Origin of the sequence: Thiocystis minor, from assembly GCF_016653465.1 — a bacterium.
Classification (GTDB): domain Bacteria; phylum Pseudomonadota; class Gammaproteobacteria; order Chromatiales; family Chromatiaceae; genus Chromatium; species Chromatium minus.
The window spans coordinates 1-25,678 of record NZ_NHSQ01000005.1; the positions used below are offsets into that span (position 1 = coordinate 1).

General features: G+C 59.2%; 18 protein-coding genes and 1 pseudogene. 8 read left to right on the top strand and 11 right to left on the bottom strand.

Features of this window, described 5'->3' with window-relative positions; all coding sequences use genetic code 11:
* Nucleotides 1–410: Cif family virulence factor (locus tag CCR95_RS00180; protein ID WP_201090811.1), on the top strand; the 410-nt coding region annotated here is incomplete at its 5' end.
* Between the two features lie 143 nt (nt 411–553).
* Here the strand turns inward: CCR95_RS00180 and CCR95_RS00185 are convergent.
* The gene (locus tag CCR95_RS00185) at nt 554–760 is read right to left on the bottom strand and encodes a YjfB family protein (RefSeq protein WP_201090813.1); all 207 of its coding nucleotides are present in this window, start codon (nt 758–760) and stop codon (nt 554–556) included.
* 141 nt (nt 761–901) lie between these two features.
* On the opposite strand from CCR95_RS00185, the gene CCR95_RS00190 reads away from it, so the two are divergent.
* Nucleotides 902–1,381, top strand: coding sequence for a hypothetical protein (locus tag CCR95_RS00190; protein ID WP_242522961.1), 480 nt, complete (start codon nt 902–904; stop codon nt 1,379–1,381).
* Between the two features lie 28 nt (nt 1,382–1,409).
* Here CCR95_RS00190 and CCR95_RS00195 read toward each other — a convergent pair whose 3' ends face one another.
* The 3 genes from CCR95_RS00195 to CCR95_RS00205 form a co-directional block, all read right to left on the bottom strand.
* Nucleotides 1,410–2,615: an ABC transporter permease gene (locus CCR95_RS00195; protein WP_201090815.1), complete on the bottom strand. Its 1,206-nt coding sequence runs from the start codon at nt 2,613–2,615 to the stop codon at nt 1,410–1,412.
* 4 nt (nt 2,616–2,619) lie between these two features.
* Entirely contained in the window at nt 2,620–4,158 is a 1,539-nt protein-coding gene (locus CCR95_RS00200; protein WP_201090816.1) for a sensor domain-containing diguanylate cyclase, read from the bottom strand.
* A gap of 97 nt (nt 4,159–4,255) precedes the next feature.
* Complete coding sequence (locus CCR95_RS00205) at nt 4,256–4,975, bottom strand: Crp/Fnr family transcriptional regulator (protein WP_201090818.1); 720 nt, start codon at nt 4,973–4,975, stop codon at nt 4,256–4,258.
* Between the two features lie 675 nt (nt 4,976–5,650).
* On the opposite strand from CCR95_RS00205, the gene CCR95_RS00210 reads away from it, so the two are divergent.
* Entirely contained in the window at nt 5,651–6,403 is a 753-nt protein-coding gene (locus CCR95_RS00210) for a hypothetical protein (RefSeq protein WP_242522962.1), read from the top strand.
* A 112-nt stretch (nt 6,404–6,515) separates the two neighbouring features.
* On the opposite strand, the gene CCR95_RS00215 is transcribed toward CCR95_RS00210, so the two are convergent.
* On the bottom strand, nt 6,516–7,328 hold the full coding sequence (locus CCR95_RS00215; RefSeq protein WP_201090819.1) for a L,D-transpeptidase: 813 nt from the start codon (nt 7,326–7,328) through the stop codon (nt 6,516–6,518).
* The gene (locus CCR95_RS00220) at nt 7,316–7,738 is read right to left on the bottom strand and encodes a phosphoketolase family protein (RefSeq protein WP_242522963.1); all 423 of its coding nucleotides are present in this window, start codon (nt 7,736–7,738) and stop codon (nt 7,316–7,318) included. Before CCR95_RS00220 ends, CCR95_RS00215 begins: the two co-directional genes overlap by 13 nt.
* 270 nt (nt 7,739–8,008) lie before the next feature.
* On the opposite strand from CCR95_RS00220, the gene CCR95_RS00225 reads away from it, so the two are divergent.
* The 3 genes from CCR95_RS00225 to CCR95_RS00235 are packed head-to-tail and all read left to right on the top strand — an operon-like array spanning nt 8,009 to nt 10,100.
* Nucleotides 8,009–8,266: a BrnA antitoxin family protein gene (locus CCR95_RS00225; RefSeq protein WP_201090820.1), complete on the top strand. Its 258-nt coding sequence runs from the start codon at nt 8,009–8,011 to the stop codon at nt 8,264–8,266.
* 35 nt (nt 8,267–8,301) lie between these two features.
* Complete coding sequence (locus tag CCR95_RS00230) at nt 8,302–9,435, top strand: DEAD/DEAH box helicase family protein (RefSeq protein WP_201090821.1); 1,134 nt, start codon at nt 8,302–8,304, stop codon at nt 9,433–9,435.
* Entirely contained in the window at nt 9,336–10,100 is a 765-nt protein-coding gene (locus CCR95_RS00235) for a type I restriction-modification enzyme R subunit C-terminal domain-containing protein (RefSeq protein WP_201090822.1), read from the top strand. Before CCR95_RS00230 ends, CCR95_RS00235 begins: the two co-directional genes overlap by 100 nt.
* A 34-nt stretch (nt 10,101–10,134) precedes the next feature.
* On the opposite strand, the gene CCR95_RS00240 is transcribed toward CCR95_RS00235, so the two are convergent.
* Genes CCR95_RS00240 through CCR95_RS00250 form a run of 3 tightly spaced genes read right to left on the bottom strand, consistent with a single transcriptional unit; the run spans nt 10,135 to nt 11,042 of the window.
* Entirely contained in the window at nt 10,135–10,404 is a 270-nt protein-coding gene (locus CCR95_RS00240) for a hypothetical protein (protein WP_242522964.1), read from the bottom strand.
* Nucleotides 10,405–10,461: 57 nt separating this feature from the next.
* Nucleotides 10,462–10,788: a type II toxin-antitoxin system PemK/MazF family toxin gene (locus CCR95_RS00245; protein WP_201090823.1), complete on the bottom strand. Its 327-nt coding sequence runs from the start codon at nt 10,786–10,788 to the stop codon at nt 10,462–10,464.
* A complete protein-coding gene (locus tag CCR95_RS00250; protein ID WP_201090824.1) occupies nt 10,785–11,042 on the bottom strand; it encodes an AbrB/MazE/SpoVT family DNA-binding domain-containing protein in 258 nt (85 codons plus the stop codon). The genes CCR95_RS00245 and CCR95_RS00250 overlap by 4 nt, the downstream gene beginning before the upstream one ends.
* A gap of 256 nt (nt 11,043–11,298) precedes the next feature.
* On the opposite strand from CCR95_RS00250, the pseudogene CCR95_RS26195 reads away from it, so the two are divergent.
* Nucleotides 11,299–11,424, top strand: a pseudogene (locus CCR95_RS26195) (type II toxin-antitoxin system RelE/ParE family toxin); the annotation flags it as partial.
* Nucleotides 11,421–11,750, top strand: coding sequence for a helix-turn-helix domain-containing protein (locus CCR95_RS00260; RefSeq protein WP_201090827.1), 330 nt, complete (start codon nt 11,421–11,423; stop codon nt 11,748–11,750). The pseudogene CCR95_RS26195 and the gene CCR95_RS00260, both read left to right, overlap by 4 nt.
* A gap of 80 nt (nt 11,751–11,830) precedes the next feature.
* On the opposite strand, the gene CCR95_RS00265 is transcribed toward CCR95_RS00260, so the two are convergent.
* Nucleotides 11,831–24,844: an IPTL-CTERM sorting domain-containing protein gene (locus tag CCR95_RS00265; RefSeq protein ID WP_201090830.1), complete on the bottom strand. Its 13,014-nt coding sequence runs from the start codon at nt 24,842–24,844 to the stop codon at nt 11,831–11,833.
* A gap of 61 nt (nt 24,845–24,905) precedes the next feature.
* The gene (locus tag CCR95_RS00270) at nt 24,906–25,292 is read right to left on the bottom strand and encodes a transposase (RefSeq protein WP_201090832.1); all 387 of its coding nucleotides are present in this window, start codon (nt 25,290–25,292) and stop codon (nt 24,906–24,908) included.
* Nucleotides 25,293–25,678 lie beyond the last annotated feature (386 nt).

Consider the following 25,678-nt stretch of genomic DNA (forward strand, 5'->3'; position numbering starts at 1 on the left):
GTTTGGCCGCCCCGCTCGCCCCCGCCAACGCCCCAGTTGCCGACACCACGGCGTTGGACTGCGGCCCCGTACCCGAGCTTCTGGCAACGTTTCAGCGCGCCTACGAAGCCGGCGCGCTCAACGAACTCATGGCGCTCTACAGTCCTGATTCGCGCGAAAACGACCTCGTCAACTGGTTAAGCATTCGTCATACCTATGCCGACTGGTTCAGAAAGACCTCGGCGCGCCGGATCGTTTTCGAGCAACTGCAAGTGCAACCGACCGCCAACCCGTCGCGTTGCGCGGCAATCGCCATCTTCCAGGTCAGCTATCTGGACGCTCAGGGGCATTTGGCGACGCAAGCGAACGTCATCGAGTTTCTGTTCGAGCGCCGGGGGGCGGATTTGTACATCTTGCGGGTACGCTATTGAGCATGGAAAGCCTTTGACTTTGATGGTCTTAGTCCACGCTCGCTCGTCCGGACTTCAGTCCAAACATCGGGGGCGTAGAGGCGGAAGTCGGATCGAAAGGCCCTATGAATGAGACAAGTACTGATGTGGTCCCAGAGCCGATCTTACGCCGTGACATTGAGGTGCGTGCCCACATTAGCGGGCAAGCCCTGGGTGGGGCTGGGCAGGCTGTCCAGCAGTTGGAGGGCGGATTGCTCCTGGATATCGATGGCTTTCTTGAGGACGGCCACCTCCACCGCTCCCTCCAGCTTATTCTGACTCAAACTCGTCGCGAGTTGGGCGAGGCCGGCGGTTGAACTGGGAATCTCCATGGAATGACCTCGTGGTGTCGGATGGACTGGAAACGCGAACTCGCCACTCTCGACGAGCCATTTTGGTTTAACGGCAGCCGACCCGGATCCTGGACTAGACTGGAAGCGGGATCCGTCGCGGCCCGGTCGAGGCGGCGGAGGTTGTCATCAACGACAGAGGAGATTGCCATGTTCCAGGTTCAGTCAATTCGGATCGCGACCCTCGCCGCTCTCGGCGTCCTCCTGGTCTTGTGGGGGGACGCCCGGGCGGAGCAGGATCGCAAGGAGGATGCAGCGGCCGCGCTGGAGGTCAAGGTGCTGGAGGCGCAGGTGCCCCGTGAGCAGGGGGATCGCGACGAGGTGATCTACCGCATGGAGGTCATCTCGGTGCTACGGTCCACCGCCCAGGTGACGCCAGGAGACATCATCGTCGTGCGTGCCGACGCCGTGAGCCAGGAGGCCCGGGACAGGGGCGTCGTGGGGCCTGCGGTTTTGGCTCCGGGTTGGCTCGGGGTCGCCTATCTTAACCCCGACCCCAAGGCCGGCGGCCCCGAGGCACACCAGCAGTTCACCATCGCCGCCAACGGCGACAGCTTCGAGGATATCCCGCCCGGGCCTCCCGCCGTGAAGTGGACCCAGTAGGCCGAAAGGCGATTATTCGCTTGCCCCTTTATTCCCGCCGCAAGGCTTCGATAGGATCGAGCCGGGCGGCGCGGCGCGCGGGAAAATAGCCGAAGATCACCCCCACCGCGGCGGAAAAGAAAAAGGCGATCAACACGATGCCGCCATTGAAAATGAAGGGCACCTGCAGCAACCCGGCCAGCCCGATGGAAGCGCCGATGGCCAGCAGGATCCCGAGGAGCCCGCCGAGCGAGGACAGGGCCACCGCCTCCACCAGAAATTGCAGCAGAACCTCGCGCTCCAGCGCGCCGATGGCGAGCCGGATGCCGATCTCGCGGGTGCGCTCGGTCACCGAGACCAGCATGATGTTCATGATGCCGATCCCGCCGACCAGCAGACTGACCGCGGCGACCGCCGTCAGCAGCGCGGTGAGCATCTGGGTGGTTCCGGTCAGCATGGTGGCGATCTCCTTCATGTCGCGCACGCTGAAATTATCCTGCTCGGACGGCAGGATATGGCGACGCTCGCGCATCAGCCGCTCCAGATCCGACTTGGCGCGTTCGGTGGATTCGCCATCGTGGACCGAGACCTGGATCAGGGTCACATCCTGATTGCCGGCGATCCGTCGCTGGAAGGCCCGCAGCGGCATCACCACCAGATCGTCCTGATCAGACCCCATGGCACTCTGGCCCTTGATCTTCAAGACACCGATGACCTCGCAGGACAATGTCTTGAGACGAATTTTCTCGCCGAGCGGATCCAGGGAACCAAACAATTCCTTGCGGACCGTCGCACCGATCACGCACACCGCGCGCCCGCCGTTCAGCTCGCTGTCGGTGAAGAGACGCCCCGCTTCCAGGGTCCAGTTGCGCACCGTAAAGAAGGCGTTGTCGGTTCCGGTCACCGAGGTCGACCAGTTGCTGTTGCCGGCAATCGCCGTCAAGGACTGGCTCGCGGAGGGGGCGACCGCGCGGACGCTCGGGACATCGCGCCCAACCGCCGTCGCGTCCGCCACGCTGAAGGGCGGCGCGCTTGATCCTTGTCCAGGCCCCATGTGCTGACCCATGCGGATCATCAGCAGATTGCTGCCCAGGCTTTCGATCTGACTGGCCACCTGACGGGTGGCGCCATCGCCCAGGGTGACCATGACGATGACCGCCGCCACCCCGATCACAATGCCCAGGATGGTGAGCACCGAGCGCAGTACGTTACGGCGGATTTCGCGCAGGGCGAGGAGGAGTGCGTTCCAGAACATCGTATCACTCGTGCCCCATAGGTAATGGATCCGCCAACCCCGCCGTGGTCTGCGCCTGCGGATCGAGTGCCTCGGTCGCGAACTGATAGCGACCGGGACTGATCTGCTTGGCGCGATACATGGCGGCATCCGCGCGCTTGATCAGGGTGTCGATGGTGTCGCCATCGTGCGGGAACAGGCTGATGCCGAGACTGGGGAGGCAGCGCAGTTCCAACCCCGCGAGCGGATAGGGCGGCGTCAAGTCCGCGATGGCGCTGCGCGCCGCATGCACCACGTCCTCGCGATCGCGGACGTTCGCCAGGACGACGATGAACTCGTCGCCGCCGAGTCGGGCGATCAGATCCTCCGCACGGAAGGCGTCCAGCAGCCGACTTGCGAAGCCCTGCAGGAGCTGGTCGCCCACTGGATGACCATGGGTGTCGTTGACCGCCTTGAAGTGGTCCAGATCGAAAAACAACACCGCCAACTGACCGCTCGCCCGCCGGGCACTCGCCAGCATGTGATTGGCCAGTTGATCGAGCAGGGCGCGACTGGGCAGGCCGGTCAGTGGATCGTGTTGGGCCAGATGGATCGCCCGGTCCTCGGACGCCTTGCGCCGGGTGACATCCTGGTGGACCAGCAACACCCGCTCCAGCACGCCTTGGGCGTCCAGGATCGCCTCCAGGCGGGCGACGAACCAGCGATAGCCCTCATCCTTGCACCGCAGCCGGTATTGCATCTCGCACGGCGCGGCATGCGCCGCGACGAAGCGGTCAAGGATATCGAGAATGCGGACTCGATCCTCCGGGTGGAGCAAGGTCGCCCAACCCTCCAGTTGATCCGGCAAATCGTCGAGGGAATAGCCGGTTTGCTGCCACCACTCGGGCGGAAAAAACACCTCGTTCGTGTGCGTATCCCATTCCCAAAAGGTCAATTCCGCGATCTCCGCCACCCGCCGCAACCGCTCCCGGGTGTCGATCAGCGCCTGCTCGCTGTGTTTGCGCGCGCTGATGTCGACCAGGATGAGCCGCCAGAGTGGCTGGTCGCCCTGTGTCTCCGGCGCCAGGCCGATCTCCAGAAACCCCCAGACCTGCTGTCCGGACGCCTGCCGCAGGCGCAGCTCGCAGGATTTGCGCTCGCCCGCGGCGCGGCGCTGGCGGCGACAGCGGTAATAGATGTCCTGATCGGCGGGGAGGATGAAGCGCGTCAGCGGCAACCCGACCAGGTTGCCCCGCGAGGTGCCCAGCAGGGTGGCCGCGGCGAGGTTGGTCTCCTGGATCAGCCCCGCGCCGCTGAGGGTCAGATACCCCACGGGGGCCAGATCGTAGAGGTCGAAATAACGCGCGTGCGACCATTCCAGCGCCTCCTGCGTCTGGCGCAGTTCTTCGTTCTGCAGTTCCAGTTCGATCTGATGCACGCGCAGTTCGTGGACCAGCCGTTCGGCCGTCTCGGACATGAAGGCGTCCATCCCTGCATTCGCCTGGGTGGCGAATCGTGTCTCCGCCCGGTGGCGCAGGTCTGGATCCGGTGCCGATACCGGGGAGGAGTCATCGGGATGTGGCATGGGGTCGCTCTCGCGTGTTGAGGATCGGTCGGATGGGCACGGAGTTCAAGGACGGCCGCGTGCTTGCACAGCGCAGGCAGGTCATGCCCAGCGCGGTTTACATGGCCAAGCTGTTGGGCAGCAACCGGTCGCATTCTTTCTTAACCACCGCGTAACACTCGCAGCTTCGCTGCTCCAGTCCCGGGCGGTCGAGGACCGTGATCTGGCCCTGCGCATAGCGGATCAGGCCGGCCTCCTGCAGCGCGAGCGCGGCCTCGGTGACGCCTTCGCGACTGACGCCGAGCAGGTTGGCGATCAGCTCCTGCGTCATCACCAGGTCGCGGCCCTCCAGACGATCCAGACTCAGCAGCAGCCAGCGGCACAGTTGCTGATCCAGCGAGTGGTGTCGGTTGCACGCGGCCGTTTGCACCATTTGGGTGATCAGCGCCTGGGTATAGCGCAGCAACAGGTGCATCACCGGACCGGCGCGATGGAATTCGTCCATCATCACCTGCGCCTTCAGCCGAACGCCCACGCCCGCGCTTTGCACCACCGCGCGGCTAGGCGTGGTCTCGCCGCCCATGAACAGCGAGACGCCGACAACGCCCTCATTGCCCACCACCGCGATCTCGGCCGAGGCGCCGTCTTCCATGACGTACAGCAGCGAGACGATGGCGGTGAGCGGAAAATACACATGATCCAGGATGCGGTCCGATTCGGAGAGCACCTCGCCCAGCGGCATCTCGACCGGCTCCAGTTGCGGTCGCCAGCGTTGCCACTCGGCCTCGGGCAGCGCGGCGAGCAGGTGGTTTTTCTTGGGGTCGAGGGCAATGGACATCAGTGAACTCCGTGGAGAGGGGATCCCTGCGGGTGATCCCGGCAGTCGAGACTTGCTTGACGATAAGGCGTCGATGCTACTCCGTCTGTCTGTAAACGCACGTATAGACGACGCGGTAGGCTTCCACGCAGGGTTCGACCGCGCCCGACCAGGCGACTTTTCAGGCATCACAGCCATGCCCAGAGCGATAAACGTCGTTTTGTAGCGGCTCCGTTGGGCGTGCGCGTACAATGTGCGACACCGTACAGATGAACGGCTCCGTGCGGGGTAAACTGACATCCGGACATCGAGGTTGGATGGATGTCGGGTGGCGTGAAGACAGACGGATCTGTGTCAGAGATGCTGGCAGTCAAGCATCGATATCGCTGCCGTCATTTCAGTCGCGTGAATTTCTAATACCACTTCTATCGATAGGTAACGGCAAATGAACAACATCTCCAAAAGCGCCCTTTTTGGCACCATGACGACGGTAATGGTTCTGACGCTGACGCTCGGGGCATGCAGCAGCGCCTCGAAGTATGAGCCGGCGCCAGCCGCCCCAGCCCCAGCTCCGATGTATGAGCCAAAATCAGATCGCAATTAATCACGTCCTAATGTCCTAATGTCGATCGTATTTGCTGTCAACTTGGACTTTGACCCGTTCAAGTTGACGGCAAAGGCTGAGGAGTATTCCAGGTGAAGCGCATCGTCGCTGGAGTGCCGCGTCGTGAATTCCGTGCTTTACCGGCCGCTGCGATCGGTCTCTTCGTCATTCTCGTCGGCTATACCGACGTGATTGGGGCCGCCTCTTCACAGCCGATTTTTGATGACGCCAAGGGGTCGGTTTCGCGTCCACTTCCACCCGAATACGCGATCGACCGGGACGGGTCCGTCACGCTGCGAATCTGCTATAACTGGTCATGCGCGAGCAGGCAGACCATCACGTTCACTCCCGACGACATGGCCGATCTCAAAAGGCATCTGGCGGTTTGTCCGGGCACAAGTCTTCATGATCGATTACAGCATGTGCGTATCGGCATCTGGCAAATGGAGTTGCTGGCACAAAAATATCAGCCGTTGTTGGCCAACGACCTGGCGATTAACACGTTTGAGGCGGGATTCGAGGGGCGCATGGATTGCGTCGATAACACCAGCAACACCACGACGTATCTGCATATTCTCCGGGATATCCGAGAATTGACCGGTTGGACGGTCTCATCGCCCCAAGTGCGCGGTTTTTTCGATATCACTGCGGTTCACTGGACGGCCGTCATCATCGATACGGACAGCGGGTCTCCCTGGAGCGTCGACTCCTGGTATCGGCCGAACGGCCATCTACCAATGGTCATGCCCTTGCAGAGCTGGATTGACAAGAAGAAGGGCTGGCAACCGCCCTTCGAACGTCTGAATCCTACCCCGCATTCCATTGACAAGCTCTGTCATACGTAGTCACTCGGCATCTTGGGGCTAGCGGCGCTTTCCTTTCCGTCAAGCAGGTGGAATCAGGTCTTCAATCTCGAATTTGGGTGACTCGCTCAATTCAATCTTCAATGCCGGTACGCTAGCCGCGTATTCCGGATGATGCTCTGACCGATCTGGTTTCCGGCATGACATACACAACGCCAGCCGTCCCGGAAAAAAAGCGATGGATCACGTCCGTGAAGAATTCCGGCGGAACATTGATGCAGCCATAGGAAATACGGTTATCGAGCGGCGTTGGACTGGCCAGGCGTTGCGGTCGGCGCTGTTTGGGTATGCTCGTCACGACCGGATGCATGGAGATGGCATTTTTGTAGTCCACCCAGAGGATTTCCTTGCCATGGGAATTGCGGCCCATGGCCGTCTGGAAACGACCCGCGGGCGTTGTACGATCCTCGGGGGGGATACGTGACATCCGCATGTCACTGATGCCGGGGGCGACGTCATCGCCTTTCCCCATCCCCAGCAGCACGGGGGCCGCGCCCTTGATCTGTCCGTCCGTGCTAAAGACATAGACCTTGGCGTTGACCTTATCGACAATCGCGAACGGCAGGTTGAGATTGTCGCTTGAGCTGACCACCCAATCCGCCGTCTCCCGTGTCCTGCGCGAGGCGCTCTCCGACCGAAAATTGGCCTGTTTGTAACTCAACGGCATGTCCGTTTTTGCTTCCGTCACGAACGGAACCTCGGCCTCTTCCGTATAGTTTGCATTGAGCATCGGGTTAGGCCGCTGAGCGGCATCGTCCGCCTTCGTGGCCAGGCGCGGGCCGCACCCGGCGATCAATAGAACAGAACAGAGGCTGAGTGCCGTGCCGATCCTAAGCCGATCGTGATCCCTGTGACGACTGCGCGTCTGACGCTGGCCGCCGGTTGCCGGTTGCTCTATGTCACCCATTTCCAATCTCTTATCTCCGGTAGATCCTCGCCATGTTCGGCGATGTAATGCTGATGCTCGATCAGCTTGTCGCGAATCGCCAGCTTGGCGTAGGCGGCCCTGGGGCCAAGTCGCGGCACCCGATCAATGACATCGGCGACCAGGTCGAAGCGATCCAGATCGTTCTTGACCACCGTATCGAAGGGCGTCGAGGTGGTGCCCTCTTCCTTATCGCCGCGCACATGCAGATTGTGGTGGTTGGCGCGGCGATCGGTGAGCCGGTGGATCAGCCAAGGATAGCCATGATAGGCGAAGATGATGGGCTTGTCGTAGAGATAGATCTGACCGACCGAGAGATCGTTCGCCGCGCGCCACCAGGCGTCGAGCTTGCGCAGGCTTTCCGTGTCAAGGGTTTGGGTCGCCGTGGTCATGGGCCGATTCCTCAATGGGTCTGGCATGAGTGATGCCGCCTGGCCATGAAGCGGCCCAGCGAGACGGTGGCGAGCGGACGCCGGACATCGCGTATTCGGGGATCGCCACCAGACACCCTTTCCGCCCCCCGGTCCGTGCGTTACAGAACAAGGGGTTGCGAAAGCGTTGAGGCGCAAGCGAAAGACAGGGACGCGCGTTGGCGTCACGACAGATTCATCACTACAATTCAGTCATGCGATTCGATTGGGACGAGCGTAAGAGGCAACGGTATGAACAAGGTGACTAAGCCGCAAACCGAAGAGCGGCGTCGGCTTGCCGAGCAACCCGAGGCGGCCATCGAAACGAGCGATCTTCCCGAGGTGACCGACTGGACTGGAGCCGAGCGCGGGCGCTTCTACCGGCCCATCAAGCAGCAGGTCACGCTACGGATCGATGCCGACGTGCTGGCCTGGTTCAAGGCTCGGGGAGACAAATACCAGACACGCATCAATGCGGCGCTGCGCGAGTACATCGAACATCATGGTTGATCGCCTCATCGGGAAGCGGAACAAGGGAAAACGTAATGAGCATGAACGAGGCGGAGACCCGCTACCACCTGATCGACCCTCTGCTGCGCGCCAAAGGCTATGTCAGCCGCGCGCAAATCACGCTTGAAACCATTCTGACGCCGTCCCCCGTCGAGCCCACCGGGGCCAAGGGCCGCCGCCGCAAGGGGCCGGGGCGCACCGACTACCTGCTCTGCGTCCAACTCGACGTGATGCCCAAGCCGCTATCCATCGCCGTGCTGGAGTCCAAGAGAGAAGGCGAAGACCCGCTCGCTGGCATGCAGCAGGCCAAGGGCTATGCCGATGGCGAGCGTTTCGACGTGAACGACGTCTTCGCCACCAATGGTCATCGCTATGGCGAGTTTGATTTCGTCACCCGTCTGCAAAGCGGACCATTTCCCTTTTCCGACTTTCCGTCGCATGCCAGGCTTGCGGCACGCTATGCCAAAGACTCGGGCATCGACCTCGCTCAGCCGGAGGCCGCCATCCTGTTTCAGGCCGACAGTCCGGCCTGGGCGCTCAGTCGTTATTATCAGGACGCCGCCATTCGCGCGGCCTTTGAAAAAATCATCCTCTGTCAGTTGCACCACGAACAAGCGCGCGTCCTGCTGGCGCTCGCCACCGGGGCGGGCAAAACCATCATCGCCACCAATTATCAGACGCTCGGGCTGGATGACGACGACGGCTTCGCCAGCTTCTTGTCCGAGCATGACGGCGACAACGCCTTCAGCGTCATCATCATCGACGAATGCCATCGCTCCGCCTGGGGGCGCTGGTCGGAGGCGCTCAGGCGCAACCCCGACGCCATTCACATCGGCCTCACCGCCACCCCGCGCCAACTGCACGAGGCCAAAAACGCCCCCGCCGAAGACCGGGACATCACCGCCAACAACCGCCGATACTTCGGCGAGCCGGTCTACGAATACACCCTGATCCAGGCGCAGGAAGACGGCTATCTGGCCGCCTGCGAAATCGTCAAGCGCAAGGCCAGCATCGACAGCGCCACCTTCACCCGGGCCGCTATCTGCAATCGCCCATCAAGTTTTACCAGATGGTCGGGCGCGGCACGCGCATCCATGAAGAGACGCAGAAATACAAGTTCTGGCTCTACGACGACACCGATGTCACCAGCCTGTTCGGCACCGACCTGATCACCAAACCGCCGCGCCCCGGCGGGGGCGGCAAGGGGGCAGGAGACGATGGCGGCGACGGCGGCGGTGAGGTCGGCGGAGACGGCCCGGCGGTGGGCGAGATGCGCGGACCCTATGTCTCAGTGTCGGGCGACGGGCGCTTCATTCTCGGCCTGCGCGACGGAAGAGATGCGCGCATTCCGGTGGACGAATACCGTCGCGAAGTGATTCAGCGCGTGGTGTCCGAGGCCCGGAACCTCGACGACTTCCGCGCCCTCTGGATCGAAACGCAAAAGCGCCGCCAACTCATCGACCACCTGTTGGGCGACAATTTCAGCCCGGAAGCGATCCGCGAAATCGACCAGATGAACGACTTCGACCTCTACGACTTTTTCGGCCACCACGGCTACCACGGCTACCACGCCCGCGCCTTGAAGCGCCCCGAGCGCGGTGCGCTCTTCATCGACCACAACCAGAGCTGGTTCAGCGGCATGGACGACAAGGCCGCCATCGTGCTGAAAGGGCTCGGTCATCAGTTCGCCCAGGGCGGCACCGATGCGCTGGAAACCCCGGCGCTATGGGAGGTGCCCGAGATCCGGCAGGCGGGCGGGCTGGACGCCTTGCGCGGCCTGGGTGCGCAGGCGCGGGTGATACACGAGGCTAAGATGCGACTTTTCGGAGCATAAAGCGAAATGAGACTTGGCGATGTACTTATCGAAATTAAAGGGGGGATTGGATCTGAATGTGTTTTTGCGCTTCGGAGAACTCGGCCATGCCGTCATAGGGCCGTGATGCCTGGTTGCGCTCGGCTTCGGATGCCTCTTCCATGAGACGGGCGCACCGATAGAACCCTGGGAACTCGCGGCAGAGCGCCATGAGCGGCTGGTCGGACGTGCCGACCCAAATCCGGTGCAGGGCGGGCATGTGCCCCATCATGCGATGGATGACCGCTGGTGCCTCGCTCACGCCTTCGGCGGAAAGCTGTTGCATCTGCTAATCGATCCCCGCGGCCAACTGGCGAAATTCATGCCTGCTCATGAGCTTGGCTCACTCGAACAGAGTGGCGACCTTCGCCAGCACTTCCTCCATGAGCGGCGCCGGCAGCGTGTCTACCTTGCGAGCATGGCGGGCGGCCAGATCGATCACGCGCGGCTGATCGCAGCGCACGACGCCGGTGGTCTTGATGCCGGTCACGGGTACCGCAAAGCCCAGGCGACGGGCGAACTCGCCGCCGTTGGTGATCGGCAGGATCACCGGCAGCTTGGTGGCGTCATTGAACGCGGCGGGGGACACGATCAGGACGGGACGGCTACCGCTCTGCTCATGCCCGGCCGTCGGATCGAGCGACACCAGATAGATATCGCCCCGCTTCATCGCAGTTCACGACCCACCGCGGGCGCATCGACCCATTCCCGTTCATCGGCTGGCTGCGGCTGCGAATAGTCCGACGCGGCCAGCAACTCCGCGAGCGTATAGCGCGGCCGTGGGCTGGGATTAACCACCAGGCGGCCATCATCGACGACCAGGCCGACCGTCGCACCGGCTTGCAGGTGCAGTTGCTCAAGAAACACGGGCGGGACGGCCAACATGATCGAGCCGCCGACTTTGCGCAGATTGGTTGTGTACATGGCGCACCTTCAAGCCGTTAAGTTATACTAAAATATAACACAGATTACCTTGAGCTGCACGCCATGTTTCTCAGCAAGGGCAGCCTCTTGTTCGGCAAACGATGATTTTACGGACGATCAAAGGGGAGCGCGCTAAAAAACTCTTGAGATGCACGACGGGTCTTGAGCATGTCAGAGAACCACACGTCAAGCCCATCGAGGGGCGTAGGGGCGTTTGTGGGAAATTCGGCTCAAGGGTTAGGATGGCGTCTCACGGGCGCTCACTGTGACCGCGCGAAAGAGACGGGTGGTGATTGTTCGCGTCTTCATCAAGAAGACCCAGAAGACACCCCGCCCTGACATTGAGATAGCCCTGGCACGGGCGAAGGAGGTTCACGAATGACAAAGATCAGCGACTTGCACCAGGAATGGATGCGCGACCCTGAATATCAGGCCGCCTATGACGTCTTGAACAAGGAATTTACTCTGGCTGCCGCCTTGATCGATGCGCGGGCGCGAGCCGGGCTGACACAGGAAGAACTGGCACAGAGGATGGAAACCACGCAATCGGTGATCGCACAGATGGAAGGCGGGCGGGTCATGCCGACAACGCGCACCCTTGAGAAAATCGCCAAGGCGACCGGTTCGCGCCTCAAGATCAGCTTTAAGCCCAAGCCCGTTCAATGCGCTTGCCGAATCCGTGGCAAAGTGTCAGGCCAGATTTCATGAAATCTTAATCTAATCAGGAGTCTGGCATGATTAACCTGCACCAGGAAGTTGAATACGTTGATGCGATTGCCCTGACACCACTATCCGCCCGAACCGCATTGCATTGTTCTTCGCAACCCGAAGATGCCCAGCAGTCCACCGAGCAACAACAAGCCCCAGATCGACAGCGTCGGCACCGAAATGGGAGTTGACGGAGGAACACCAGTCGCGCGGTAGAGCGCACGCAGACTCAGATCATAGGCCGGCATGAAGAGCGTAGTGTTTGACGCCGCTGGATCCGCGAGGGTCGCGGTCTGTCCCTCCCAGCGGTCGAAGGCGTACCCGGAAGACGGAGGATTGGCTCGAATGGCAAGCAACTCTCCATGGCCATGGAGACCCCCGCCACTGCCATCCGTGACGGACAGGACGAAATCGCCTTGGGACGGACCGTAGACAGCCTGCACGGTCACCGCGCTTGCAGGCATGTAGAGGCGGGTCTTCGGTAGATTTGGGTTCTCGACGTTGGTTGTCTGTCCGCTCCAGATCAGAAAGACCAGGCCATTGCGGGTCGGCGGCGTCTCCAACTCGACCCAACTGCCAGCGACCTTCTCATTATCGGCCCGAAGAGCCGCCATTAGACCTCGCGCGACACTCGCTTGGACACCCGCGGCGACCTGTGCTGCGCTAAGTTCGACCGTTCCGATCGTCAGGGGGAAGGTTTCAGAAGGCCGATCGCGATAGACCGCGCTCAGGCTCACCGATGCCGCCGGCATCGTGACCTGGGTCTCGGGCAGCCAGAGGTTCTCGAGCGTCGCGGTATCCCCATCCCAGTAATCGAACATCTGTGTCGCCGAGGGGCTGTTGGCCTCGATGCCAACCTGTCGCCCGGCGGCATAACGTCCGCTACCGCTGCCACGGCCAACATTCAGTGTGAAATCCGTGGCCAGCCACATGCGGTATTGGGCCTCAATGTTGAGCGCCGTCGTTGGCATGGTCAGGGTGGTATTCGCCAATCGGGCATTGGCGAGGGTAGCGGTATTGCCGCCCCATTGGTCGAAGATCCACCCCTCGGGGGCCGCATCGGCCGTGACGCTCACGATCTGGCCGGCCTCGTACTCGCCGCTGCCGGAACCCGCGTTAACCGTCAGCGCGATGCGCTCAACTGGTTTGTCCCTGTAGGAGGCCGTGACCGCTATGGACCGGGTAGGCATCGTCAGGCTGGTGTTGGGGAGTCGCGTATTGATCAGGGTTGCGATGTCGCCATTCCATTGTTCGAAGACCATGCCGTTCGGCGGGAGATCGGCGGCGATACCAACGATCCGGCCGGCGACGTAGTGACCATCGCCGGTACCCGGCTCGACCGTCAAGCTGAAGAGACCCTGACGGAAGGTCGCGCTGATCGCGCAGTCGGCGGTGATAGCGCCAGTGGTGTAGGTGGTGCCGCTGAGGGTACCGCCGCAGCCGGTCACGCTGGCACCGTAGCCGTCATCGGGCGTGACGGTGAAGCTGGTACTAGCACCGTCTTCAACCGCTTGAACGCTGCTTGGATCGATGCGCCCATTGGCACCGGCGCTCGGGGTCACGCGATAGTCATTGTCGCGATTCGTCACCGACACATCGGCGGGATTCTGTCCATCGTAGTTGGCATCGGCGCTCACCGCCGCCGCCAACTCCACGCTGTAGACCTGATCGCCGTCGACGAGGGTGTCGTTCGCTCCAGTGACGATGACCGTCTGAGGCGAACTCCAATTTAGCGGCGTGAAGACCAAGCTCGATGGGGCGACCGTGCCCTCGCTGGTGTCGCCGGAGCGAACGGCCACGGAAACGTTCGTGATGGGCTCGCTGTTGAGCACGACCCCAAAGCTGGCGCTCCCCCCCGCTTCTGTCGTCTCCAGGCCACTGGTGGGACTGACGCTGATACCGGCGCTGTCATTGTCGGTGGTCCCGACCAACAAGGTCTTGTCCGGCAAGCCGTCATAGACATCGTCCGACTGGGCATCGTCGATGCTCAGCGTGATTGCCGTGGTTTGGTTGCCGTCGACCAGGATATCGTCGACGCCAGTGACGGTGACCGCCTGGGGTGTCATCCAGTTGGCGGCGGTGAACGTCAAGGTTGCGGGGCTCGCCGTTACCTCGCCCGTATCGGCACTCGCGATGCGAATGACGACATTCGTTGCGGGATCTGCATTGAGGACAACATCGAAGGTATCGGTGCTGCCATCCTCGCCGACTTGTGTGGTCCCGCCGGTCTCCGTGAGAGTGATGCCCGCACTGTCGTCGTCGGTGGTGGTGACAGTGATCTCCTGGTCGGCGACGCCGAGGAAATCGCCATCGGAGCTGGCCGCGATGGCGAAGGTGAGCAGGATGTCCTGGTCGCCATCGACCAGGCCGTCATCCGCGCCGGTGACGGTAACCGATTGGACCTGATTCCAGTTGGCCGACGTGAAGTCGAGAAACGCGGGGGTCACAATGGCCTCGCCTGTATCGGCACTGACGATCTCGATACGGACATCCGTGCTCGGCCGCGCATTGAGCACGACATCGATCAGGTCGGTGGTCCCGTTCTCATCGACCAAAGTATCACCGTCGGTCTCGCTGGCGGTGAAGCCGGCGGTATCGTCATCGGTCGTGGTGACGCTCACCTCATAATCCTCCAGCCCCACGAAGTTGGGATCGGATCCCGCCTCGACGCTGAAGGTCAGGATGCGCGTCTGATTGCCGTCGATGAGGGCATCGTCGACGCCGGTGACAGTGATGGTTTGGGGGGCATTCCAGTTCGCCGGCGTGAAGGTCACCCTGGTCGGGCTCACATCAGCCTCGGCGCTATCACTGCTGGCGACCGCAATGACGACATCGCTGTCCGGCTCGGCATTGAGCACCACCGTGAGGGTGTCACTGCTGCCACTCTCGCTGACCTGGGTACCGCCATCGCTCTCGGCGACGGTAAAGTCCGCAGTGTCATCGTCGAGTGTTTCGATGGCCACCTGACGGATACCGAGGCCGGCATAGCTCGCGTCGGAATTGTCCGTGTCTACCTGGATCGCGACCTGGGTGATCCGGTTACCGTCGATGAGTGCATCGTCAACCCCGGTAACGGTGACCTCCTGGGGTTGATCCCAATCGTCCGACGTAAAAGTTAGACTGGCGGGATTGACGGTCGCCTCGCCGGTATCCGGACTGCTGACCAGCAGGATGACATTGCCCAAAGGCTGACTGTCGAGCACAACCCTGAAGCTGTCGCTGCCGCTATTCTCAGCGACCTGGGTATTGCCATCGCTTTCGGTGATCCCGATGCCGGCCGTGTCATCATCGCTGTTGGAGACGGCAACGTCCTCGGTGTCCAACCCCTGGTAGTCGGTATCATTGCTCGCGGCAATCGAGGTCAGAATGCTGTACGCAATGTCACCATCTTGAACACTGTCGTCGACACCGGTGACGGTGACGGTCTGGGCCTGATCCCAGTTGGCGCTGGTGAAGGCGAGGCTGGCGGGGGAAACGCTGCCTTCGCTCGTATCGGAACTGGCGAGATCCAGGCTGACATCCGCGCTTGGCGCGCTTTCGAGCACGACGCTGAAAGTGTCGGTGCCGCCGCTCTCGGTAGTGAACAGGCCGGAGGTGGGTGTGACGCGAATCCCGGCAGTCGCGCTCGAACAGGACGTGGTCAGGAAACTCAAGTCATCGCCTAACGTGGTATCCGCACTGTTGGCCGCAGTGACGCGGTAGTGATAGGTGCGATTGCATTCCAGCCCCGAGAGGCTGGCGGTCACGGCGGTATCGCCGCTACCGGCGTTCACTGTGCCAGGGGTCGCCGCAACAGAGGCGCCATAGGCGGTGGTCAGGCCATAGTCGAAGCCGACGGTCGTCACCGCGCCATTGTCTTTGACCGTGCCGTTGAGCGTCGCACCACTGGTGGAGATGCCGGTGGCGGCGGTCGTGGTTGCCGTGGGGGCAATCGCTGGGCACGCCGACGTGGTTAAGCTCAGGTCGCCCCCATCGGTGGTGCCCGCACTGTTGTTGGCCTTGACCCGGAAATGATAGGTACGGTTGCAGGTCAATCCCGAGAGGGTGACGCTGACTGCCGTGTCTCCGCTTCCGGCATCAAGGGTCTCGGGAACCGAGGAGACCGTGTTGCCATAGCTGGTAGTCTGACCGTATTCGAAACTGACGGTCGTGCTTGCGCCGTTGTCGTTGGCTATGCCGTTGAGCGTGGCACCGCTGCCCGTCACGCTGCTGGCCGCCGTGGTGGTCGCGCTGGGAGCAACCGCCTGGCCATCACAGGAACTGGTCAGGATCGTGCCCGCATCCCCCACCGCCACGAACTGGCTTCCACTCCAGGTTACGCCATGGAGGCCGTTCGTCGTGCCCGAGGCGCGAGCCGTCCAGGTCCAGCCATCCGGGCTGGTCAGCATGGCGCCCGAATCCCCCACCGCCACGAACTGGTTTCCGCTCCAGCTCACGCCATGGAACTGATTTAGTGTATCCACATACCGCGAGGTCCAATCCACGCCATCCGGGCTCGAAACGATCGAGCCGGACAAGGTGAGCAGGTTCACACCTACCCCAATAAACTGGCTCCCGTCCGAGATCACATCCGTAAAACTGACCCCAGCGTCCGATGAGATGGATGTCCAAGCCGCTCCATCCGGGCTTGTCAGGATCGGTGCTGGCTCATAAATCGCGTCTCCTCCTCCTGCTCGACCTATCCCTACGACGAGGAACTGGACACCATCCCAGGTCACTCCCGAATAGGTCGCCCAGTTGGAATCCCAGGGAGCAGGCTGGGAACTCTCGGTCCACGACACCCCATCCGAACTCCTCAGGAGTACATTTTCTCCCACGGCCACGAATTGGTTCGCACCCCAGGCCACGTCGAATAGACCGCTGACCATGTCCAAGGAATGCGCGGTCCAGGCCACGCCATCCGCGCTTGTCAGAATCGTTCCTGAATCCCCCACGGCAACGAACAGGCTCCCGTTCCAAGCGACACTCTTGAGCCAATTGCTCGTGCCCGAGTCGCGCGAGGTCCAGTCGATTCCATCCGAACTCGTGAGGATCGAACCGTTTGCGCCAACCGCGACCAACTGACCGCCATCAGACACGACGCTTTGCATCGGTTGGTCGGTTGGAATGGTGGTGGCCCACTGCCAGTCGAGGCCACAGGTTCCAGCCGTCTCGACGAACGAGGCGGTGATGCTCTTGATGGCGTCCATGGTGACGACGCAGGTCGGCAGAGTCCCGGTACAAGCGCCGTTCCAGCCCCCGAAGAAGGCATCATCGGCGGCGGTTGCCGTCAGCGTGACGACCGTGTCGGCGGGGTAGATCTCAGTGCAATCGCTACCGCAGTCGATGGTTGGCGGACTATCGCCGCTGACGATGGTGCCTTCACCGCTGCCGCTCTTGCTGACCGAGAGTGAATAGGTGGTGGGTGAACAGGCCGAGGTCGTAAAGCTGAGATCGCCCCCATCGGTCGTGCCGGCGCTGTTGCTAGCCTTGACCTGGTAATGATAGGTGCTGTTACAGGCTAGTCCCGAGAGGGTAGAGGCCACGGCCGTGCTGCCGGCACCTGCGCCCAGGGTCGCCGGGGTCGCGGTGACCGTGGTGCCGTAGCTGGTCGTTTGGCCGTATTCGAAACTGATGGTCGTGTTTTCGCCGTTGTCGTTGACGGTGCCGTTGAGGGTGGCGCCGGTGGCGGTGATTCCGGTGGCCGTGTTGGTGGTCGCATTGGGTGCGCTCCCCGGACAGGCCGAGGTGTTAAAGCTGCGGTCGCCTCCATCGGTGGCGCCCGCGCTGTTGCTAGCCTTGACGCGATAATGATAGGTGCTGTTGCAGGTCAGTCCCGAAAGGGTGGCGGTAACCGACGTACTCCCTGTGCCCGCGCTGAGGGTGTCAGGCTGGGCGGAAAGCGTATTGCCATAGCTGTTAGTCAGACCATACTCAAAACCAACCGTTGTACTGGCACCGTTGTCATTGACCGTGCCGTTGATCCGAGCCGCTGTACTGGTGACGTTGCTCGCTGCGTGAGTGATTGCCACGGGCGCAATCTCCCCATCCCCACAGCGATTCGTTAGAATCGTTCCCTTATCTCCGACGACAACATGCAAATCCTCGCCTCCGGCAACAGCGCGAAGGCTTTTGGCCGTCATGATGTCTCTTGGCGACCAGTTAATCCCGTCGGGGCTTGTCAAGAGGGTTCCCGATGCCCCGGAAGTCAAATATTGACTTCCATCCCAACTGATGCCAAGCAGAGATGCATTCGTGCCGGAAACACGCTCGGTCCAGGTCACACCGTCCGGGCTGGTGAAGATCCTCGGGCCACCCACGGCCACGAACTGATCGCCACCCCATGTGACTCCAGACAATAATGCCGTTGCGGCGGAAGAGCGCGAGGTCCAGGTCACCCCCCCGTCCTGACTTGTCAGGATGGTGCCACTCTCACTGTTCGAACTATATCCAACGGCGACCAACTGATTGCCGTCCGAGGCGACTCCCCTTAGCGTCTCGGTCGTGCCAGAGTCACGAATGGTCCAGTCAATACCATCCGGGCTCGTCACGATGGTACCGCCCGATCCCACGGACACAAACTGGCTGGCGCTCCAGGTTACGTCATAGAGCAGCGGTCCCACTCCCGAAGCCTGACTGGTCCAGCGAGACCCGTCCGGACTCGTCAGGATCGCACCAGATTCACCGACGGCCGCGAAACGGTCAGCGCCCCAGGCGATGCCGAGGAGAGACTTAGAAGTCCCCGAGGATCTAGCCGTCCAGGTCATGCCATCCGGACTCGTCAGGATTGTCCCGGCATCACCAACGGCGGCAAATTGACTCCCGTTCCAGGCTATATCGGCGACATCTTGCGACGTGCCAAAGGTGCTTTCGGTCCAGTCGAACCCATCGGAACTTGTCGTGATCCGGCCGCTCCAGCCCACCGCAACGAATTGGCTCCCGCTCCATGACAAGCCATAAATCGCCGCCGTCCCAGCCGTGTTCCGAGCAATCCAGCTCACCCCATCCGGGCTGGTCAGGAATATATTGCCAGCAGCGACAAAGAATTGGCTGCCGTCCCAAGCAACGTCATACAGAGTATCGAGCGAGAGATACGGCTGTTCCGTCCAAGTGACGCCATCCGGACTCGTCAAAATGGTGGCAGCCTCTCCGACAGCCACGAACCGATCATTACCCCAGACGACTCCATTGAGCCAGATTGAGGATCCTGAATCGCGCGCAATCCAGGTGATGCCATCGGAACTGGTCAGGATCGCGCCTCCAGTGCCTACCGCAACGAATTCGCTTCCACTCCATGCCACGCCATTGAGTTGAGAGTCCGTCCCGTCAAGTGAGCGAGTAGTCCAAGTCACCCCGTCCGGGCTCGTCAGGATCGCATTGCTTCCCACGGCAACGAACTGAGTGCCATTCCAAACCACATCATAAAGCCCCTTGCGAGTACCCGTATCACGCTCGGTCCAGGTCACCCCGTCCGGACTCGTCAAGATTGGGGTTGGCCCATAGGAATAAGTGCCGTCCCAGTTGAAATAATCCCCAACGGCGACGAACTGTCCACCACCCCAAGTCACACTATTGATGGAAGAAGGTTTACTCGAATGATGGTTAGTCCAGGTCAACCCATCCGTGCTGCGGATGAGTGTGCCTGCCTCACCCACTGCGACAAAAACGCCATCACCATAAGCAACGTCGAACAGGGAGTTACCTTGCGGCGCGGGGTTGGCCCACGACCATTGATCCGCGCAGGTGGTGTCGTTGGATTTGAAAACCGCCGTCACGTCCTTGGCGGCAGTCATCGTGACGAGGCAGCGCGACCTCGTACCGATGCACGCGCCGGCCCAGCCGACGAACCTCGAGTCAGCGGCGGCGGTTGCCTCAAGAAAAACAGGGGTGTCAGCCGGATATGTCACGGAGCAATCGCTACCGCAATTGATCCCCCCAAGTCCACTCCAGATGTTCCCTTGGCCGTCTCCAGACTTGGTGACGGCCAGCGGATAGTTGGTGACGGTACAGGCCGATGTCTTGAAGCTGAGGTCATCCCCGTAGGTGGCGCCTTGGCTGTTGACCGCCTTGACGCGATAGTGATACGTCGTATCGCAGGCAAGCCAGGTTAGGTTCTTGGAAACCATCGTACTGCCGTGTTCAGCGCCAATCGTTTCCGGAATGGCCGACAGATCAAAGCCATAATCGGTGGTCTGGCCGATCTCAAAGGTGACATAGGTCGAAGCACCATTGTCGTTGACCGTGCCGTTGAGTGTCGCGCCGGTGGCGGTGATTCCGGTAGCAGTGTCGGTGGTCGCGCTGGGTTTACTCAGCGGGCAGGCCGAGGTTGTGAAACTGAGATCGCTTCCATATACCGCCCCCGCGCTGTTGCTGGCCTTGACGCGGTAGTGATAGATGCGATTGCAGGTTAGTCCCGAAAGCGTTGTGGCGACGGCTGTATCACCACTGCCAGCAACGAGCGTATCGGGGGTGGCGGCGACCGTGGTGCCGTAGCTCGTGGTCTGACCGTATTGGAAACTGACGGTCGTACTTGCGCCGTTGTCGTTGACCGTGCCGTTGAGTATTGCCCCGCTGGCGGTGACGCCGGTGGAAGTGTTGGTCGTCGCGCTGGGTGCGCTCGCCGGACAGGCCGAGGTCGTGAAACTGCGATCGGTCCCATCGGTGCTTCCAATACTATTGCTGGCCTTGACGCGGTAGTGGTAGGTGCTGCTACAGGTCAGTCCCAAGAGGGTGGCTCTGACGCTTGTATCACCGCTGCCGGCATCTAGGATCGCAGGAACTGCGGATACCATGGTGCCGTAGTTGGTGGTCTGGCCGTATTCGAAACTAACCGTCGTGCTCGCGCCGTTGTCGTTGACCGTGCCATTAAGGGTAGCGCCACTGGCGGTGATGCCTGTGGCGAACCTAGTGGTGACGGCAGGATACATACCGATACTGCATCTACTGGTCAGGATCGATCCATATCCCCCGACGGCGACGAACTGATCGACACCCCAGGTTACGCCTCCCAAGCTGCTAGTCGCCCCCGCCAGTGACGCCGTCCAAACGTGGCCATCCGAGCTGGTCATGATCTTCTCGCTGGAGACCGCGACGAACTGACCGCCACCCCAGGTTACGCCATTCATGCGAGTCGTCCCCGACGGTTGCGCCGTCCAGACGCGTCCATCCGGGCTAGTCCGGATCATACCCCCGACCCCATTCCCGACGGCGACGAACTGACCGCCACCCCAGGTCACGCCGTTCCAGGTCACATACGAGAGATCATTCCGTCCAGACGGTTGCGCCGTCCAGGCACGACCATCCGGGCTGGTCATGATCATTCCAGATTTCCCGACGGCGAGGAACTGCCCGCCACCCCAGGTCACGTCATACCAGATATGGTGAGTCATCCCAGACAGTTGCTCGGTCCAGACGCTGCCATCCGGGCTGGTCATGATCGTACCATCATCCCCGACGGCGACGAACTGATCATCACCCCAAGTTACGCCATACAGACGGTTAGTCGTCCCCGACGGTTGCGCCGTCCAGACGCGACCATCCGGGCTGGTCAGGATTATTCCATTACCACCGGCTCCAACCCCGACGGCGACGAACTGACCGCCACCCCAGGTCACGTCATACCAGTGGTCAGTTGTCCCCGACGGTTGTGCCGTCCAGACGCGGCCATCCGGGCTGGTTAATAACGTTCCATTAAACCCGACGGCGACGAATTGATCGTCACCCCATGTCACGCCAGACAACCAGTTAGTCTCCGTCGTCTCCGTCCACATTGACCAGACGCTGCCATCCGGGCTGGTTAATAACTCTCCATTGAGTCCGACGGCGACGAACTGACCGCCACCCCAGGCCATGCCATACACTTTGTGTTTGGTTGTCCCAAACAGTTGTGCGGTCCAGACGCGGCCATCCGGACTAGTCAGCATCTTACCACCAGTCCCAAGGATGACGAACTGATCGCCAGCCCAGATCACGCTAGATGAGTAGTGGTAGTGATACTTCTTCGTCGGTTGCGCCGTCCAGACGTGGCCATCCAGGCTGGTCAGGATCGATTCAGACTCGTACGCTGAGTCGTGACCGACGGCTACAAACTGATTGTTACCCCAGGTCACGTCATACAGATGTTTTGTTATTCCCGATACTTGTGCCGTCCAGACGCGGCCATCCGGGCTGGTCAGGACCGTTCCATTACCCCCGACGGCGACGAACTGATCATCACCCCAAGTTACGCCATACAGACGGTTAGTCGTCCCCAACGGTTGTGCCGTCCAGACGCGGCCATCCGGGCTGGTCATGATCGTACCATTATTCCCGACGGCATTATTCCCGACGGCGACGAACTGACCGCCACCCCAGGTCACGTCAAGCCAGTGGTCAGTTGTCCCCGACGGGTGTGCCGTCCAGACGCGGCCATCCGGGCTGGTCAGGACTGTTCCATTAGCCCCGACGGCGACGAACTGATCATCACCCCAAGTTACGCCACGCAGATGGTTAGTCGTCCCCGACGGTTGCACCGTCCAGACGCGGCCATCCGGGCTGGTTAATAGCGTTCCATAAGATCCGACGGCGACGAACTGATCGTTGCCGTAGCCTGCGCCAAAGAGGTCGTTACCCTGCGGCAAAGGATTCGCCCACTGCCAATCCATACTACAGCTTAAGGATGTGCCAGATTCAAAATTTGCCGAAACACTAACCGCCGTATTCATATCGACGGTACAGTCACCTGTTCCCTCACAGGCGCCTTCCCATCCTATGAAATCGTTCCCATCATCAGGCGTTGCCGTCAACTTCACCGAAGCGCCATCGGGGAATTCAGCCTGGCAGATCGTTCCGCAATCGATTCCTAATGGGTCGCTCTGGACCTGGCCAGAGCCAGTGATACCAACGCTCAGTGAATTGGTCTCTTGTCCTCCACTTTCATGGATAACCGTTATCGCACGGGACGCATTGTAAATCCCAGAAGGGACATGTCGTGCATAGAAACGCCAATCGCTGGCAGCCGCAACGGTCGTTGGAATGATGAGCGTCGCCGTTCCATCGTTGTTGGTGCCTTCAGTGAAACGAATCCAATTGATACCGTCTGGCTCGGACAACTCTGACGCCGAATCTCGCTTCATGGAAAGGGCGATCTGATCCGAGGGACTCGCGTTCTCCGTCGCCCACACTAGTTTAACCGGGTTTCCTGACTGAAGCTCGCTATCGGGATCGGATAATCCGACCGTGATCGATGGGGTTGTCGCGGGATCTGAGGATACTCTCAGACTGATTAATGTCTCGAAATGCGCATCTGGAACATCCGTGCTCGACAAAGTCAGGCGCGCAAGATAGGTTCCTGACACTAAACCATTAGCGTCGATAGTTATATCAAGCGCACGAGATGAGCCACCATCGATCACTCCGCTAAGCGCTGGCAAGACCAACCAGGATTGATCGCTTTGTGCGTTCCAGGTCGCTGGTGCTCCTCCCGCATTCTCAATCATTATTCCCATAGACGAAGGAACTGGATCATACCCCTCCTTAGCGATGACACTGAAAGTCTCGGGGCCGGTGAAAAAAAGGCTCGCCGGCCGGTTCACGTTTAAGGTTAAAGGTATAGTTGCCAGGATATAATCATCCCCTTCGAACATACCTGTCGATACATGACCGAGAACCTCAAGATAAGACGTATAGGTTCCTTCGGGGTAGACAAATGCATCATCAAACAAGTGAATTTCAATTTCACTTCCGGCCTCATCATCACCAGGATGCAACTCATCGACCCTTTGCATCGCTCCCATCCAAGGATGAGCAGTCCATGGTGACTCTTCGAGGAGACTGGTGACAGTGAATGATTGCGTTGAGTTGTTGGCTAAATCCATGCCATAAGTCAGCGGTTCTTTTTTGTCACCGCGCGTCACATTGATCTGTAATCCAGAGGCAGGACTCACAGAAAGAGCCGCTGGTTCTGGCGAGGTATACATATGCACTCGATCAGATGCATAGACTTTACGCTCTATTTCTTCTCCATTTGGAATCGACAATTTCCCATTTAATAAAAAATATACTTCACCACTGGATGGCGCCAGAGGAGCAAGAATATCAATTTCGACATTCATTACTTCGCCCGGATTTAGAGTTGTTTTCAGTGTATCTACGGGAAAAGAAAGCTGATACCCTTCCGGTATGGAGCTATCGAGAACTCTAATTTCGGTGATCGGGAAGAATCCATTGTTGTGAACATTTAGATTAACCTTGCCACCAGCCCCCGGATTCATGTATTCAGGCGCCGTCAATATCAAATCCATACTTGCATTCAATGCCAATGCGCTTATGCTATACGAGTCTATTGTATCTATTGCGCTATAAATGTAGTTCGCGACCCAGTCGGCATCATAATCATCATAATTTAGCTCAATGTGAGAATTCGCGATTTCCGAAAGGGCCTGCGCAATATTGGAAGAACCAAAATAAGATAACGCCTCATCCATATTCCCGCCATGCAAATAATATTGCCTTAAGAAATACTGGGCAATTATCATTTGATTCAGCATGCCGGCCGCCGTATTGGTCTGATGCAGTAAAAAAAAGGTTTTTGCTGCGTAGGAAAAATTAATTGCAGTCTGCGCGATCATTGAAACAGTCGCAAATGGCGTCAGATTGCCACTAATAATTGAAGCCTGGTTAATTGCAACTTGAATCGCTTGAATAAGCGCATCGTGCGCCCACTCCACTGCCTCGACAGACGCATCAGGAGCAACCAGAGACCGAGATTGCGTGGCAAAATCAGTTGCGTTAACAATCTCCTCGAATACTGACGTTTGATCGTAATTAACAGAGCCAACCACAAAATTTATGCCAGATAAGATCAGGTTAACTCTATCTACTACAATTTTCATTGCTTGATATTCAGAATCTATTCCGAATATTTCGTTCCTATATAACTCGCCTTTGGAATTATGTTCTCCAGACAAATATTGCAGCATACCTTTGTACGCCCAAAGCTGTTTGCAAGTTGGAACGGTTATATTTTCACCCCATTGAGGATCCAGAATTGGAGCAGTACATTCCGCATGCACATCAACGAAAAAACCCAGCAAGAGTGGAAAAATAATGAAACGCCACAAAGATAATTTATTCATTTTTCGTGATTCCTTGCTAAGTACTTCATTACAATTGTTTGTAGGAACGCAACTCATGATATTAGCTGAATTGAATCTTATATTCTTTTCCATATGATAATAAGATTCCCCGAAGTTCAGCTTCAAGTAATTTAAAATTCTTATAAGCCGAGTTTGGCATCCATTCATATTTGACTTTACGCCAAAGAATTTCGATTAGGTTTAATTGCGGTGAATAAGGCGGCAAAAAATAGAGTGATAAGCCGAGTTTTTCCCACTCCCCGCACTTTTCTGCGACGGCTTGGCTTGTATGAACAGGCGCATTGTCTAACACGACAATCGTCGGGGCCGTCATTATTTCGCAATAGTCGTCAATGACTTTGATAATAAAATCACTATCGACAGAGCCAATCTTGAAGTATGATTTAAGTTGATCGATAGCGGGATTTAGAAAGCCTAGCACATTCATTTTAATTACCTCAAATCAAAAGCTATGCAATATTTTGTTGGCGTCGATTATAATTAATTTTTACTATTTAAGTTAAGGGTGAGTTCGAGAATGGCGCCATTTTAACGCTATCTTGCTGTTTTTTCGAGTGATTGCGCTATTGATCATTCATTCGGTTTACGGGCTCAGGATAAGCTCAAATATTGAAGAGAGGCGTAATAAGTACCTAATTACAATGGTTTGTAGGAGCCAATTCTTTTTTTATAAATAACATATTAATCTCAGTACAGTACATATCTCATTAAACATTTGATATATAAGAATCTCGCTTAAAGCCACGATCACCCGGAGATTCGATGTCCGAGATCCAATCCGTCAAGCTGTTGCGCAACCTGCTGAGCGTCCAC

Excerpts from the sequence above, each read along its gene's own strand:
- CCR95_RS00185 (WP_201090813.1), bottom strand. The coding sequence starts at position 760 with ATGGAGATTCCCAGTTCAACCGCCGGCCTCGCCCAACTCGCGACGAGT.
- CCR95_RS00195 (WP_201090815.1), bottom strand. The coding sequence starts at position 2,615 with ATGTTCTGGAACGCACTCCTCCTCGCCCTGCGCGAAATCCGCCGTAAC.
- CCR95_RS00200 (WP_201090816.1), bottom strand. The coding sequence starts at position 4,158 with ATGCCACATCCCGATGACTCCTCCCCGGTATCGGCACCGGATCCAGAC.
- CCR95_RS00205 (WP_201090818.1), bottom strand. The coding sequence starts at position 4,975 with ATGTCCATTGCCCTCGACCCCAAGAAAAACCACCTGCTCGCCGCGCTG.
- CCR95_RS00215 (WP_201090819.1), bottom strand. The coding sequence starts at position 7,328 with ATGGGTGACATAGAGCAACCGGCAACCGGCGGCCAGCGTCAGACGCGC.
- CCR95_RS00220 (WP_242522963.1), bottom strand. The coding sequence starts at position 7,738 with ATGACCACGGCGACCCAAACCCTTGACACGGAAAGCCTGCGCAAGCTC.
- CCR95_RS00225 (WP_201090820.1), top strand. The coding sequence starts at position 8,009 with ATGAACAAGGTGACTAAGCCGCAAACCGAAGAGCGGCGTCGGCTTGCC.
- CCR95_RS00230 (WP_201090821.1), top strand. The coding sequence starts at position 8,302 with ATGAGCATGAACGAGGCGGAGACCCGCTACCACCTGATCGACCCTCTG.
- CCR95_RS00235 (WP_201090822.1), top strand. The coding sequence starts at position 9,336 with ATGGTCGGGCGCGGCACGCGCATCCATGAAGAGACGCAGAAATACAAG.
- CCR95_RS00240 (WP_242522964.1), bottom strand. The coding sequence starts at position 10,404 with ATGCAACAGCTTTCCGCCGAAGGCGTGAGCGAGGCACCAGCGGTCATC.
- CCR95_RS00245 (WP_201090823.1), bottom strand. The coding sequence starts at position 10,788 with ATGAAGCGGGGCGATATCTATCTGGTGTCGCTCGATCCGACGGCCGGG.
- CCR95_RS00250 (WP_201090824.1), bottom strand. The coding sequence starts at position 11,042 with ATGTACACAACCAATCTGCGCAAAGTCGGCGGCTCGATCATGTTGGCC.
- CCR95_RS00260 (WP_201090827.1), top strand. The coding sequence starts at position 11,421 with ATGACAAAGATCAGCGACTTGCACCAGGAATGGATGCGCGACCCTGAA.
- CCR95_RS00265 (WP_201090830.1), bottom strand. The coding sequence starts at position 24,844 with ATGAATAAATTATCTTTGTGGCGTTTCATTATTTTTCCACTCTTGCTG.
- CCR95_RS00270 (WP_201090832.1), bottom strand. The coding sequence starts at position 25,292 with ATGAATGTGCTAGGCTTTCTAAATCCCGCTATCGATCAACTTAAATCA.